The sequence below is a fragment of the Bradyrhizobium sp. Pha-3 genome, assembly GCF_042258615.1.
GTDB lineage: Bacteria > Pseudomonadota > Alphaproteobacteria > Rhizobiales > Xanthobacteraceae > Bradyrhizobium.
In genome coordinates, this window is sequence record NZ_CP170152.1 from 3,444,162 (window position 1) to 3,457,926 (window position 13,765).

Here is a 13,765-nt window from a genome sequence, read left to right on the forward strand (position 1 = left end):
CGCTCATGCGTATCTGATCCTCGGATCGATCACGCCGTAGAGCAGGTCAACCAATGTATTGACGGCGAGGAAGAACAGCACCACCACGAGAATGGTGCCTTGCACGGCGGGAATGTCGCGCTGCAGGACGCTGTCGACCAGCAGCGAGCCGATGCCCGGCCAGGAAAACAATTTCTCGACGACGACGGCTTGGCCCATCACGACGCCGAATTGCAGGCCGATCGCCGTGAGAATGATGACGAGGGCATTGCGCATCACGTGCCACGTCACGACCCGGGTCTCGCTCATGCCCTTCGAGCGTGCCGTCCGGACAAAATCCGCGGTCATGATCTCGAGCACGGCTGCCCGCGTCGTCCGCGCCAGCAGCGCCATCGGCGAGACGCCGAGGGTCACGGCAGGCAGGAGCAGATATTTCAGGCTGCCATCGCCATAGCCGAAGCTCGGCAGCCAGCCGAGCTTCAATGCAAACAGATACATCAGCAAAAGCCCGAGCCAGAATTTGGCCATCGAGAGGCCCGACACCGCCAGCACCATCGAGAGCGTGTCGACGATGCTGCCCGGCTTCAGCGCGGCGATGAAACCGAGCGGAACGCCGACCGCAATGGCAAACGCGAGCGCTGCGAAGATCAGCTGCAGCGTTGGCCACATTCGCTTGGCGACCATGGTCGTGACCGGTTCGCGGGTCCGGAACGAGGTCCCGAAATCACCTGTCGTGAGCTTGGCGACATAGGAGCTGAAACGCACGTAAACGGGGTCGTCGAGGCCGAGCTGCTTTTTCATGCGTTCGACGACCTGCGGGTCCGTCGGACCCCGGCCGTCATCACCCATGCTCGACACGATGCTGCCCGGAACGATGCTGAACAGCACGAAGATCACCAGCACGACAGCCAGCACGGTCGGAATGGTTTGCAGGACTCGACGGATCGCGAAGGAGAGCATTGGACGTTTTCCTCATTCTCTCCATCATTTCACACGATGGAGGGAGAGCGATGGCACCTGTCACTTCGCGGGCGAGGTGTCGTCGACCCAGAGGTCTTCGACGTTTTGATGGGTCAGTTCCGTCGCGTCCAGTTGGATTCCCTTGAGCCAGGGCTGCACCGCCATGACAGCCTTGTTGTAGTTGAAGAACCAGATCGGCGCTTCCTCCTGGAGCAGCGCATTGGCCTTTTGCAGCAGCTGGACGCGCTTTGCGGCGTCGTCGGCCTGGCCGGCTGCATCGATCATCTTGTCGAAGTCCGCGTTCTTGAAGGTCGTGTAGTTGCAGGCCGATTGCGGCGTCGCCGAGTGGAAGCATTTGAGCGCCGCCTGCGGATCCGGGCCGGTCGCCTGGGAATAGATGAAGGCCTGGAAGTCGCCCTTGCGAATGACCTCCGCTAGCACCGCGGTTTCGACCTGCTTGACCTTCACCTTGATGCCCACCTTGTCCAGCATCGGGATCGCGGCTTCGACGATCGGCAAGCCCCAGCTTTCGTTCTGACTGGTGGTCCATTCGAATTCAAAGCCGTTGGGATAACCCGCGTCCGCAAGCAATTGCTTCGCCTTCGCAGGATCGTAAGGGTAGGGCTTCATGGCCTTGTCGTAGGCGGGCGAGGTCAGGGGCAGCCAGCTCGTGGCGCGATAGGCTTTGCCCTTGACCAGCTTGTTGATGATCAGATCGGCATCGATCGCGTAGTTGACGGCCTGCCGAACCCGCTTGTCGGAGAAGGGCTTGAATGCGGGATTCATCCCCATATAGCGGGTGAAAACCTCGGCGACCTCGACGATGGTGCCCTTGAGGTTAGGGTCGGCCTGATAGGCGACATACTGCGCGGGCCCAAGCACCGAGGTGTCGATCTCCTTGTTGCGGAAGGCGACGTCGCGTGCCGCGGCTTCGCCCATCAGCGATATGACGAGCTTGTCGGCATACGGCTTGCCGGCCTTGTAGAACCGGTCCCAGCGTTCAAGCACGATGCGCGATCCCGGCACGTGCTCGACGAATTTGAACGGACCAAGACCGATCGGCTTCTGGAGGAAGCTCTCCTTGCCACCCTCGTCGGCGGGATAGATCGAGGTCAACGCCGTGAAGAAATAGAAGGCGGGATCGACTTTCTCGGTCAGCTTCATTTCGAGGGTGAAGTCGTCGATCTTCTTCAGGCCGGAGATTTCCTTGGCCTGGCCCTTCTCGACCTCGGCGGCGCCCTCGATCAGGCGGACAAAGCGCGCGCCGGGATAGGCCTTGGTGCCGTCCATAATGCGATTGTAGGACCAGATGATGTCGTCGGCCGTCATCTTGCGGCCGTTGTGGAAATACGCGTCGTCGCGCAGCTTGAAGGTATGAACGAGGCCTCCGCCCGAGACGGTGACCTCCTTGGCAAGTTCCAGCACCGGCTTGCCCTCGGTTGAATCCCAGATGTAGAGCGAGCGGTGCAGACCCTTGGCGTATATTTCGTCCTGGGCGCGCGGTGTCGTGTGGATGTCCATGCTGGTGAAGCTGGAGCCATAGGGTGCCGTCATGCGAATGGTCCCACCCTTGCGCGGGGTCTGGGCCTCCGCCGTGGCGGCGAGTGCGAGCCCGAGACCAACCGCGATCGCAATCATCTTGAACTTCATGCTTCCCCCAACGATGCAGGAACATTCCGATCAGCGAGTTGACCATCGGCAGCACGTCAAGCGCAAGGTCCTCATGTCGCGTCGATGGCGACCGGCACCAAATAATTTGTGTCGCCGCGATGCGCGGGGCAGGATTATGGAAACGCTGCGGGTGCTTGTGGACATGATTTGACCGCGCCAATACCTTGGCTGCAACTTGCGCGAGTATGCAAGCGATAGCGATTGAACGGATTTCGGCTTCCGTCGTGAAATTGCGAAGCCAGGGTTCCGGACCGCATGACCTGGTAACGATCCGCCTGTGGCATGATAACCCGACGGGCAAATCGGCGCTTCCGTCGCCGGGCAAATCAGTGATCCAATTCCGTCCGTCTCACCCGATTGAGGGGCGCGTCGCGATCGTCACGAGTGTTGCGGTGAGATGCGGTTGACCCGGATCATGCCAGCGACGAAGGCATGAGAAGCGGACGATGAAGTCGTGTGGTCCTGACGCCCTGTGGCTGCTGTCTCCCCGCGAAACGCGCAAGCGCTTCTTCGCAGGGACGACGAATGTTGGCGAGCCAACAATCACAAATACCAGGCCAGCACCGCCTTGAGCCGGGTGTTCTCGATCACCGGCAGCGCGACCATCTGGTTCATGCCGGAGCCACGCGCCAGCGCAGCCGCGATCGATTCATCCTGCTTCAGATGTTCGGTGAGCGCGGGCATGCCGGTGGCCCATGCGCCGCCGATAGAGCCTTCACCGCGGCCGATCGTCTTGGCCGCATAGAGCGTGGCGAGGTCGGACTGCTCGCTGCAATCGCCGGAGTGGAACACCAGCGCCGACCGCTCCTCGTTCGGCACCCAGATCTCGAACCGGCGTGCGATCGGCGTCGCCTGGCCCGACAGGAATGTCACCACCCAGGTCTGGTCGCCGATGATGTAAGGGATGCCGACCCCGCAATTGATGCCGATCGCGGATGCGTCCTCCCTGCGCAGGAATCCCTTGGAACTGTGCAGATCCTTGATGATCAGCGGCATGCCGGCCTTCCAGGTCCGGCCGGGCAGACCGAAGCCGCGCGGGAATTTGGTATGGCGCGAGTTGAATTCGAACATGTCGGCGGTGCCGTAGTAGCCGTCGACCAGCGCCATCTCGTGGGATTTGTCGGGATCGTTGTGCCAGAGCTCGATTGCCCCGACATGCTTCCTGTCGTCACCGCAGAGCAGCACCATCACGGCCATCAGGAATTCGCCGGCGAACACCGGAAGCGCGACGCCGCAGGTCAGGCCGGCTTCGCGCGCCTCGTCGGTTCGCTTGAAACAGGAGTTGGTGAATTCGGTCAGGATGAGCGGATGGCCGCTCGCCCAGGCCCTGCCGGAGAGGCCCTCGTTATAGGCGAACAGCGCGTTCTCACTGACCGCGTTGAACTCGGCGAACTCGGTGCTGTGGAGGCTGCGGCCGAATTCCAGCCGCGTCCGCGTTGGATCGGGCACCCACAGTTCAACCACGCGAATGAAGGTTTTCATCGCACGCACCTGCCGTCTCGCCGACGGCTAGCATCGGCGATCTCACGGCAAAGCGTGCGCTCAAATAGCGGGCAAGCGACGCCCAAAGTTGATGCGAAAGCGAGCTTTCACCTCAGTCCCGATATGACGGATCGGCCCGATCGAGCTTGCGCAGCAGCGCCGGCCAGGCGAGTTCGCCGTTGCGGGCGGCGCGGCCGGGCTTGGGCAGCATACGCTCATAAGTGTCTTCGAGAATGTTCTGCGGCGGATAGATCAGCTTGGTGTTGCAGGACAGCGCCATCACCTGGGTCTGGCAGGCGCGCTCGAGGCGGAACAGCACGTTGAAGGCGCCGGGCACGGTGCGGCCGACGACGAGCAGGCCATGGTTGCGCAGGATCATCGCCTCGTTGTCGCCGAGGTCGCGGACCAGCCGTTCGCGCTCGTCGACATTGTCGGCGATGCCTTCGAAGTCGTGATAGGCGATGTGCAGGAACCGCATCGAGGTCTGCGCCAGCGGCAGCAGGCCGCATTCCATCGCGGACACCGCCATGCCGGCGGGCGTGTGGGTATGCGCGACGCAGTCCATGTCGTGCTTGGCCATGTGGATGGCGCTGTGAATGACGAAGCCCGCGACGTTGACGTCGTAGTCGGTGGCGTTGAGCAGCGTGTTGCCCTCGACGTCGACCTTGATCAGGCTGGAGGCGTCGATCTCCTCATACAGCATGCCGTAGGCATTGATCAGGAACTGGTCGGTGGTGCCGGGCACGCGGCAGGAGATGTGGTTCGCGATCATCTCGGTCATGCCGTACATCGCCGTGAGCCGATAGCAGGCGGCGAGATCGACACGGGCCTGCCACTCCTCGGCGCTCACCTGCTCGCGAACGGATTTCACGACCTTGATCGCGGGCGAGCTGACGGGGGGATTCATGGCGTTCTCTCCTTGAGATGTCTGCGAGGGCGGGGTCTGATTGTTGGCGCGGACCATAGCAGAATCGGCACGGCGGCAAGCGGTGCCGCGTCTGCTTATTTGCAGGTCTGGCGGGCAAAAACCGAATGCGGATTGGCGTGCGGTAGGTTCGATGCCACTATGCGGAAAAACAGCCGAGGCGCACGAAAATGAGCGATCGCAAGAACACGTTCTCGGAGGCGTCGTCATGACGGAAGGCCGCTACCGCCTGATCGGTTCGACCGCGTCGCCTTATGCGATCAAGCTGCGGGCGCTGATGCGCTATCGGCGCATCCCGCACGATTGGGTGATCATGACCAAGGCGCTGCGCGCAGCGACCGCGCATCTGAAGCCGATGTTGATCCCGGTGTTGCAATATCCCGACGGCAGCTATCGCGGCGAGACCACGACGCTGGCCTACGATCTGGAAGCGCGTCACCAGGGGCGGTCGGTGATCCCGGAGGATAAGGCCACAGCCTTCATCTGCGATCTGCTCGAGGACCTCGCCGACGAATGGGCGGTGAAGCCGCTGTTTCTGTATCGCTGGTGGGATCCGGAAGACCAGGCCTATGTCTCGCGCTGGGCCGGCGAGGAGTGGTCGACGTCGGAGGCCGAGGCCGGCAGCCGCGCGGAGATCGAGGAATTCCGTCAGCGGCAGATTTCGCGGATGGTCATTCTCGGCGCGACCGAGGAGAACCGCCCGCTGCTGGAGGAGAGCTATCGGCGGACGCTTGCGGCGTTTGAGTCGCATGTCGGCATGACGAGTTACCTGTTCGGCAGCCGGCCATCGCTGGCGGACTTCGCTTGGTTTGGCCAGCTCAGCGAGATGGCAACCGACCCGACCCCGATGCGGATCATGCGCGAGCGCGCGCCGTTCACCGATCACTGGGTGCGGCGGCTCGATGATGCGTCCGGTGTCGAAGGCATCTGGTATCCGCGCGAGCAGGCGCTCGGCGGGTTCGCCGAGGCGCTGCTGCGGATCGCGGGCGAGCTCTATCTGCCGTTCTTGGCTGCTAACGCCGATGCATTCGCGAAAGGCCTCGAACGGCTGGAGATCAACGTCTGGGGGCTGCCTTACGCGCTGGCGCCATTCAAATATCAGGTCAAGTGCCTGCAGCAGTTGTGCGAGAAGTTTGCCGCGCTCGATGCCGGCGATCGCGGGGCGCTGAAGCCCGTGCTGGAACGCACGGGATGCTGGGCGATCCTGAGTGGAGGCTGATCGATCGGGGACGCCAATCAGCTTCAAATCGGCGTGAGCCTAGGTCCTATGCCTGCTCCCGAGTGCGGCGGCGATTGTCTCCGGCTTCTTGATCCGCTCGATCAGCATGTCGATGCGGTCGCCGCCCCAGAACAGCTCGCCGTTGAACACCATGCTGGGCACGCCGAATACGCCGAGCGATTCGGCCTCGTCGATGATGCGGTCGTGTTCCGCGCGGGCAGGGCCGCGAACATAGGCCTCGAAGGCATCTGCGGAACCGCCGATCGCGGAGATCACGCCGGCGATCTCAGACAGCTCGTCGATCTCCAGCTCGTGGTTCCAGAACTTGTGGAACACGGTGTCATGATAGGGCCGGAACAGCCCATGGCGCTGCGCGAATAACATCCCGGCGCTCGAGTAGAAGGCGTCATAGATCCGGCGCGGGCCCTTCATGACGAGCCCCTGCGCATTCGCGAACCGCCGCGCATCCATGTAGGAGTAGCGCACCTTGCGCCAGAAGTGCGGCGTGCGCGCCTCGACCGTGCCCATGAACTCGGGAATGCGAAGCGTGTAGGGAAGCCACTCCAGCTCGACGCCGAGGGCATCCTCGAGCTCGAACAGCCGCTTGTTGGCGACATAGGCATAGGGAGACTTGTAGTCGGTGTAGATGCGTACGCGCGGCTTTTCGATCATCGTTCCTCACCCGGTCGGGACAATTGTTCCCGATCCTGCGCGGTGATGCAATGCGGGGCGACAAGAGAGAGATGGCGTGCAAACGAACGGGCCCCGGTGCATTCAAGCATCGCGGGGCCCTGCAACTTCGTTTTAGCGAAGGATCTCTGGTGTAGACCAGTGGTGTTTCGGGACCTAAAAGCGCTTGGCCGTTGCGCTCTCGTCCTGCGGATATGTTCAGATTGTCGGCGGCACACGCGGCTAGCAGCTGCTGTTCGCCTCAACGTGCACCGAGACCTTGCCGAGCAAGGTCGCTGGCTTTCGCCGGTGGCGTCATGCTCCTCTCCAAGGGTGGGCCGACGGACCTCTGTCCGCTTCTCTGCCTGGCGGCCGATTCCAAAATCGTCCGTCAATTCCTGCGACGCGGGGAGCAGGCGCTCCCGCACCCCAACAGGTGCAGTCGGCGAAATGCTGCGGCAGATATGGCCTGCTGTCAAGTTAACGAGCGGGGTATTTCAGGTCAGCTTTCCTGTCGCGCCTTGGTCTTTCGATACTGCGTGAAGTCCGGATCGTGCGTCATTTTCCAGTAGTCAACAAACCGCCACGGCATTGCCGAGAACACACGGCCGCTTCTGTTGCGGTAGTAGGTCGTCATGCCCGGATGCGTCCAGATCAGTTGCTCATGCTCGGCATCAACGTTGCGGATGTATTCGTCGTGCGCGTTGGGATGCACGTCGATTGCAGCGATATCGTTCTCGATCATCTCGACGAGGCAGGCAGAGATGTAGCGGCTCTGGCATTCCGACTGGAAGATCACGCTGCCGCCATGCGCGGGTCCCGAGTTGGGGCCGAGCATCAGAAACAAATTGGGGAAGTCAGGCACGGTGAGGCCGAGATAGGCGGTCGGATTGTCGTCGCGCCACGCCTGCTTGAGGTTCTTGCCGTCGCGCCCGGTGATGTTGAGGCGCGCCGCCATCTCCGAGACCTTGAAGCCGGTCGAGATCACGACGACGTCGTGCTGCCGCGATGTGCCGTCGGCCGTGACGATGCCACCAGCCGCGAAATGGTCGATCTTGTCGGTGACCAGCTCGACATTCGGACGGGTCAGCGTCTTGAACCAGTTGTTGTCGAGCAGGATGCGCTTGCCGTAAGGCGGATAGGTCGGCATGCACTTCTCGATCAAATCAGGGCGGTCCTTCAGCTCGGAGAGGATGAAGTCGGCGAGCTCCTGGCGATGCCGGTCATTGCCCTTGTTGACGGCGCGCTCCGGATGCGGCCAGGCCGGATCCTTGCGCAGGAACGGCAGCAGGCCGTCGCCGTAGCGCCAGAACATGTTGAAGCGATACCACTGGACATAGAACGGCAGATGGGCGAGCAGCCACTGCGCGCCTTCGGTGATCGGATCGGAATAGCCCTTCACCGGCCGCGCCCACTGCGCGGTGCGCTGGTAGACCGTGACCGAGGCGACTTGGTCGGCGATCGACGGCACCAGCTGCATCGCGGTCGCCCCGGTGCCGATCACGGCGACATGCTTGCCATCGAGCTCGATGTCGTCGGACCACAGCGCCGAATGAACCGTCAGGCCGGTGAAATCCGCGTCTCCCTTGAAAGTGGCAGGCGAGGGATCATTGAGTTGCCCGATCGCGCTGACCAGCGCGGTGGACTCGAAGGTCTCTTCGCCGTTCGCGGTCTTCAGCGTCGAGACCCAGCGGCGCTTGGCTTCGTCCCAGCGCGAGGCGACGAGCTCGGTGCTAAGACGGACGTGCTCGCGGATGCCGTATTCGTGTACGACCTTGAGCAGATAGTCGAGCAGTTCCTGGCGCTGTGCGAAATAGCGCGTCCACGGATTGCGGGCGCCGAACGAGAAGGAATAGGAGTGGTTCGGCGTGTCGACGCCGCAGCCGGGATAGCGGTTGACGTACCAGGTGCCGCCGATCTCGTCCTGCTTCTCGACGATCGTGTAGGGAATGCCGAGCCGCCCGAGCGCAACGCCGAGCGCGATCGCGCAGACCCCGGCGCCGACGATCAGCACATGCTGCTGCGCAAGCCTCTCATCAGACGGGCGTTCGCGCCAGCGCGCGTCGCGGGGAACGAACCCCATCTCTTCCCGCATCAGCGGGGCATATTCCGGCGCGACGTTCTCGCCGAGCGTCGCGCGCATCATCCGCAGCATCAGCTCATCGCCGGGATCAGTGATGACGGGCTTCGGCGTACCGTTGGCGAACAGGTTCAGCACGGCCGCGCGGATATCGTCCTGGATCTCCTTCGGCACGCCGGCGTCCGGATCGGGGATCAGGCGGACGTCGCGCTTCGGCTTGTACGGCGGCTCGAGCCACTTCTCGTCGCCGGTCATGTGCACCAGCACCATCAGCAGCACGCGGATGTCACCCTCGGCGATGGCGGAGGAAAGATCGAGGTGTTTGCGCGAAAGCTCGATATTCATGCGTTGCCCTCAGCTCGCCGGTGCGTCCGGCAGACCGCCATAGGCGGCCCAGGTGGTGCCCGCGATGTAGCCGGCATCGACCGGCAGGTTGATGCCGGTCACGCCGCTGCTCTGCGGCGAGAGCAGCCAGGCGATCGCCTGCGCGACTTCCATCGGCTCGACCAAGCGATTCATCGCAGTCGGACGTGCCAGCAGATCCTTGTTCAGCGCGCCCGACGCGATGCCGGCCTCGAGCGCCGCCGTGCGCGTGAACCCGGGCGACACCGCGTTGACGCGCACGCCGGAACGGCCCCATTCGGCGGCGAGCGTCTGCGTGATCTGGATGACACCGGCCTTCGCCGCGGTATAGGCGTGGATCGGACCCGACGTCATGCCGGCGACCGAGGCGACATTGACGATCGCGCCGTGCCGCCGCTTTGCCATTCCGATGCCGACGCTGCGCGCGACCAGAAACGTGCCACGCAGGTCGATGTTGACCTCGCGGTCCCATTGCTCCATCCGCACCCGCTCGATCCTGTGCATTTTGCCGAACACGCCGGCCGCGTTGACGAGGCCGGTGATCGGGCCGTGCGCCTTCTCGATATCGGCGACGCCGGTGACGACGGCACCTTCGCGCGCGACGTCGAATGGCGCCGGCCAGAGGATGGCGGCCGTTCCGACCAGCGGCTCGGGCGCGATATCGACGATGACGACGCGATGGCCCTGATCGGCGAGCAGCGTTGCGGTCGCAGCGCCAATGCCGCGGCTGCCGCCGGTGACGAGAATGATGCCGTCGGCGCTCATGATTTTCTTCCCTTGTCGCTCGTGGTGAACAGACCGCGCGTGACCAGCTTCTGGTAGGCCGTGATGACGTAATCGGGCACGGCGGTGACGCCATGCTCGGAGTAGGAATAGCGGCGGCTGAGATAACCGCGCGCACCCATCAGGACCTGGACGATGGCCTCGAATTCCTCGTCGCTGAAGGTGTTGGTGGCGCCCGCCGCCCGCGCGCGCTGCAGGATCCGGACATAGGCGCTCGAGATGTTGTCGAAATGCTTCTGGTAGCCGATCGGCGCAAAGAACTCGGCTTCGTTGAGAATGCGGAGAAACTCGGGGACCTCGCGGATGAAATCGAAGAAGGCGCTGAAGCGCTCGACCTCCTGCCGTGCTTCGTTGGCAGTGCCGGTGCGCGCATGGATGAAGCGGACCATGTCGAGGCCGATCTTCGGCAGCAGCTGGTCGAGCAGTTCCTGGCGGTTCTCGAAGTGATTGTAGAAGGTGCCCTGCGCGACGCCGGCAGCTTCCGTGATCCGCGCAACCGAGGCTTCGGCGTAGCCGTATTTGCCGACGACCTTGGTCGCGGCGTCGAAGATCTTCTGCTTGGTCCAGGCGTTGCGCTCGACCCGGTTGAGTTTTGTCACTTTGGCGGATGTCGCTTGCGTCATGCGGTGGCCTCGAGTTCTGCGCGGAGCACGCGTTTGAGCACCTTGCCGGATGGATTGCGCGGCAGGCTGTCGCGGATGATCAACTGCCGCGGCACCTTGAAGCCTGCGAGCCGCGCACGGCAGAATTCGGTGAGACCGGGCAGGTCGAGCCTTGCGTCGTCCGCCAGCACCACGATGGCGACCGGCTTCTCGCCCCAGCGTTCGTCGCGCAGGCCGATCACCGCGACCTCGCGCACCTCAGGCATTTCATAGATGACTCGCTCGACCTCGGAGGAAGCGATGTTCTCGCCGCCGGAGATGATCATGTCCTTCTTGCGGTCGGTCAGATAGAGGAAGCCGTCGTCGTCGAGATAGCCGACATCGCCGGTGCGGAACCAGTCGCCGAAGAAGGCGGATGCCGTCTTCTCCGGATCCTTCCAGTAGCCTTGCGTGACCTTCGGGCCGCGCAGGCAGATCTCGCCGTTCTGTCCGGCGGGCAGGCGCTTGCCGGCGTCGTCGCGGATCTCGATCTCGACATGGGCGATGGCGCGGCCGGTCGAGCCGATCTTCTCGATCTCGCGGCCCGCGTCCATGAAGGTATCGCCGCCGCAGCTTTCGGTCAGGCCGTAAGCATCGATGTAGCGCGCATTCCTGAAATAGTCAGAGAAGGCGCGGATGCGGAGCTCCGGCGTCTTCTCGCCGCCGCCGATCGCCCATTGCAGGCTGGAGACATCGTAACGCTCGCGGTTCGGACAGGTGAGGAGGGCGGTGGTCATGACCGGCGCAAACCACGCCGCGTTCAGCTTCTCGCGCTCGATCGCGGCCAGCGCCGGCTCTGCCTCGAAGGTGCGGTGAATGCACAGCATGCCGCCGTGCCAGAGCACGGCGATGCCGGGCAGGTCGAGCGCGCCGACATGATAGAGCGGGCCGACGACGAGCAGCCGGGTGTCGGCGTTCAGCCCAAGCACCAGAGTCTGGTCGGCGGATTTCCAGTAGATGTTCTCGTAAGTGAGCATCACCCCCTTGGGGCGATCCGTCGTGCCCGAGGTATACATCAGCCGCATCAGGTCGCGCGGCTGGCGCACATGGATCGGCGCCGGCGCAAGGTCGGGCGCAAAATTGGTGACGCTGGACTGTGTGGCTTCATCGAGCAGCACGACCGGCGCATCGCCGGCTGCGATCGCTGCAAATTCCTCGTCGGCGACGAGCAGGCGTGCGCCGGAATTGCCGACGATGTAGCCGACCTCATCGGCCGACAGGCGATAATTGATCGGCAGGAACACCGCACCGATATGGCTGGTCGCAAACACCAGTTCGAGAAAGGCCGTGCTGTTCTTCATCAGGACGGCGACGACGTCGCCGGGCGCAATTCCCTGCGTCGTAAGCCAGCTGCCGACCTGCCGAATCCGCAGATCAAAATCTGCATACGAGACGTCCTCGCCGCGATATTTCAGCGCACAGCGGTCCGGAGTCCGCCTGGAGTGAAATGCGATGAAGCTGGAAAGATTGATCATTTGCCGCTCGTCGGGCCAATTCCGGCGCCGTTTTCTCCCTAGATGAATTATGAGTCGTAATTCATCTTTGGCTTGACGTCACCCCCCTTGCTCTGAAAACATTGCGGCCATGGAGACGAAACGATCTCCGACAGGGATTTTGGGAACGAGAACCCGACAGGGAGGGGAATATGACGAGGACCCGGAAACCGGGCATCAGCCGGCGTGCGACACTTGCGCTGATGAGCGCCGGTGCGGCGACCTTCGCTGCGCCATGGGTGGCGCGCGCCCAGGCCAAGACCATCAAGATCGGCATGCCGACCATTCTGTCGGGTCGCGTCGCGCAGCTCGGCACGTCCTCGCGCAATGCGGTGATGCTGGAAGTCGAGAAGGTCAATGCCGCAGGCGGCCTTGCCGGGCGGCAGATCGAGATGGTGATCCGCGATTCCAAAGGACAGCCGCAGGAAGCCGCGCGCATCGCGCGTGAGCTCGTCAACACCGATGGCTGCGAGATGCTGCTCGACGGCGAGGCATCGTCGGGATCGTTCGCGGTTCACGAGGTGGCGCGCGATCTCGGAGTGCTCTGCATCCATACCTGCTCGGAAGCATCGTCGCTGACGGCCGATCCCAAGCAGCACATCCCGAACGCCTTCCGCTGCGTGCGGCAGGGCATTCATGACTCGATCGTCGGCGCCGGCTACGCGGCGGGAATCGCCAAGGCCAAGGGGCTGAAGAAATGGGCGACCTGTTCGCCCGATTATGCCTATGGCCGCGACACCACCGGCGAGTTCGTGCTGTACCTGAAGAAGTTCGCGCCCGATGTCGAGGTCATCAGCGAGTCCTGGCCGAAGCTGTTCCAGCCCGATTACACCGAGGTGGTGACCAAGATCCTGCAGGCCAAGCCGCAGGCGCTCTATTCCTGCCTGTGGGGCGGCGATCTCACCTCTTACATCGACCAGGCCAACATCTATGCGATGTTCACCCAGATGGAGGTGTTTGCGGTCAACATGGCCGACTACACCGCGCTCACGGTGGTGAAGAACCTGCCGAAGGGTATTCACTCGGGCGATCGCTACATCAAGACGTTCCCGCCGACGCCGGAGAATGCAGCCTGGGGCGATGCCTACAAGGCGAAGTACAACGAGTACCCGACCAACTGGTCCTGGCAGAACGCGACCGCGGTCATGTTCCTCAACGAGGCCGTCAAAAAGGCGAACTCGACTGACGGCAAGAAGGTCGCGGAGGCCCTCACCGGGCTGACCATCAAGTGCCCGTTCGGTGCCGACGGCACCGTCACGATGCGCGCCGACGACCACACGCTGGTCGGCTACGCGATCGGCTGGGGCACCACGATCCCGCAGGAGCCTTATGTGCCCGACGTGAAGGCCGGGGACTGGAAGACCATCTTCGAGCTCGAAGCCGAGTGGAAGAAGAGCAAGGGCTACACCTGATCCGCATGCGGAGCGGAGGCCGCGACCCGCTGCCTCCGCCTTTCGTCTGATGTTTGTCGCGCGCCGGCGTTGCGGCCCGCCGTAATGG

Annotated in this window: 11 protein-coding genes; 2 read left to right on the top strand and 9 right to left on the bottom strand. The window is 63.2% G+C overall.

Annotation, left to right across the window (positions count from 1 at the left end):
* Nucleotides 1–3 precede the first annotated feature (3 nt).
* From ACE10Z_RS16095 to ACE10Z_RS16110, 4 genes are all read right to left on the bottom strand, one after another.
* Nucleotides 4–939, bottom strand: coding sequence for an ABC transporter permease (locus ACE10Z_RS16095; RefSeq protein WP_375788791.1), 936 nt, complete (start codon nt 937–939; stop codon nt 4–6).
* Nucleotides 940–999: 60 nt separating this feature from the next.
* Complete coding sequence (locus tag ACE10Z_RS16100; RefSeq protein ID WP_375788792.1) at nt 1,000–2,589, bottom strand: ABC transporter substrate-binding protein; 1,590 nt, start codon at nt 2,587–2,589, stop codon at nt 1,000–1,002.
* Between the two features lie 564 nt (nt 2,590–3,153).
* On the bottom strand, nt 3,154–4,092 hold the full coding sequence (locus tag ACE10Z_RS16105; protein WP_375788793.1) for a GAF domain-containing protein: 939 nt from the start codon (nt 4,090–4,092) through the stop codon (nt 3,154–3,156).
* Nucleotides 4,093–4,204: 112 nt separating this feature from the next.
* The gene (locus ACE10Z_RS16110; RefSeq protein WP_375788794.1) at nt 4,205–4,999 is read right to left on the bottom strand and encodes a class II aldolase/adducin family protein; all 795 of its coding nucleotides are present in this window, start codon (nt 4,997–4,999) and stop codon (nt 4,205–4,207) included.
* Between the two features lie 226 nt (nt 5,000–5,225).
* Between ACE10Z_RS16110 and ACE10Z_RS16115 the strand changes: the two genes are divergently transcribed.
* Nucleotides 5,226–6,236, top strand: a complete 1,011-nt coding sequence (locus ACE10Z_RS16115) for a glutathione S-transferase C-terminal domain-containing protein (RefSeq protein WP_375788795.1) — start codon at nt 5,226–5,228, stop codon at nt 6,234–6,236.
* Between the two features lie 39 nt (nt 6,237–6,275).
* On the opposite strand, the gene ACE10Z_RS16120 is transcribed toward ACE10Z_RS16115, so the two are convergent.
* The 5 genes from ACE10Z_RS16120 to ACE10Z_RS16140 form a co-directional block, all read right to left on the bottom strand.
* Nucleotides 6,276–6,905, bottom strand: a complete 630-nt coding sequence (locus tag ACE10Z_RS16120) for a 2-hydroxychromene-2-carboxylate isomerase (protein ID WP_375789845.1) — start codon at nt 6,903–6,905, stop codon at nt 6,276–6,278.
* 502 nt (nt 6,906–7,407) lie between these two features.
* Nucleotides 7,408–9,330, bottom strand: coding sequence for a flavin-containing monooxygenase (locus ACE10Z_RS16125; protein WP_375788796.1), 1,923 nt, complete (start codon nt 9,328–9,330; stop codon nt 7,408–7,410).
* Between the two features lie 9 nt (nt 9,331–9,339).
* Nucleotides 9,340–10,113, bottom strand: a complete 774-nt coding sequence (locus ACE10Z_RS16130; protein WP_375788797.1) for an SDR family NAD(P)-dependent oxidoreductase — start codon at nt 10,111–10,113, stop codon at nt 9,340–9,342.
* Entirely contained in the window at nt 10,110–10,754 is a 645-nt protein-coding gene (locus tag ACE10Z_RS16135; RefSeq protein WP_375788798.1) for a TetR/AcrR family transcriptional regulator, read from the bottom strand. Before ACE10Z_RS16135 ends, ACE10Z_RS16130 begins: the two co-directional genes overlap by 4 nt.
* Nucleotides 10,751–12,247: an AMP-binding protein gene (locus tag ACE10Z_RS16140; RefSeq protein WP_375788799.1), complete on the bottom strand. Its 1,497-nt coding sequence runs from the start codon at nt 12,245–12,247 to the stop codon at nt 10,751–10,753. The genes ACE10Z_RS16135 and ACE10Z_RS16140 overlap by 4 nt, the downstream gene beginning before the upstream one ends.
* A gap of 170 nt (nt 12,248–12,417) precedes the next feature.
* Here ACE10Z_RS16140 and ACE10Z_RS16145 point away from each other — a divergent pair, with 170 nt between their 5' ends.
* Entirely contained in the window at nt 12,418–13,677 is a 1,260-nt protein-coding gene (locus ACE10Z_RS16145) for an ABC transporter substrate-binding protein (protein WP_375788800.1), read from the top strand.
* Nucleotides 13,678–13,765 lie beyond the last annotated feature (88 nt).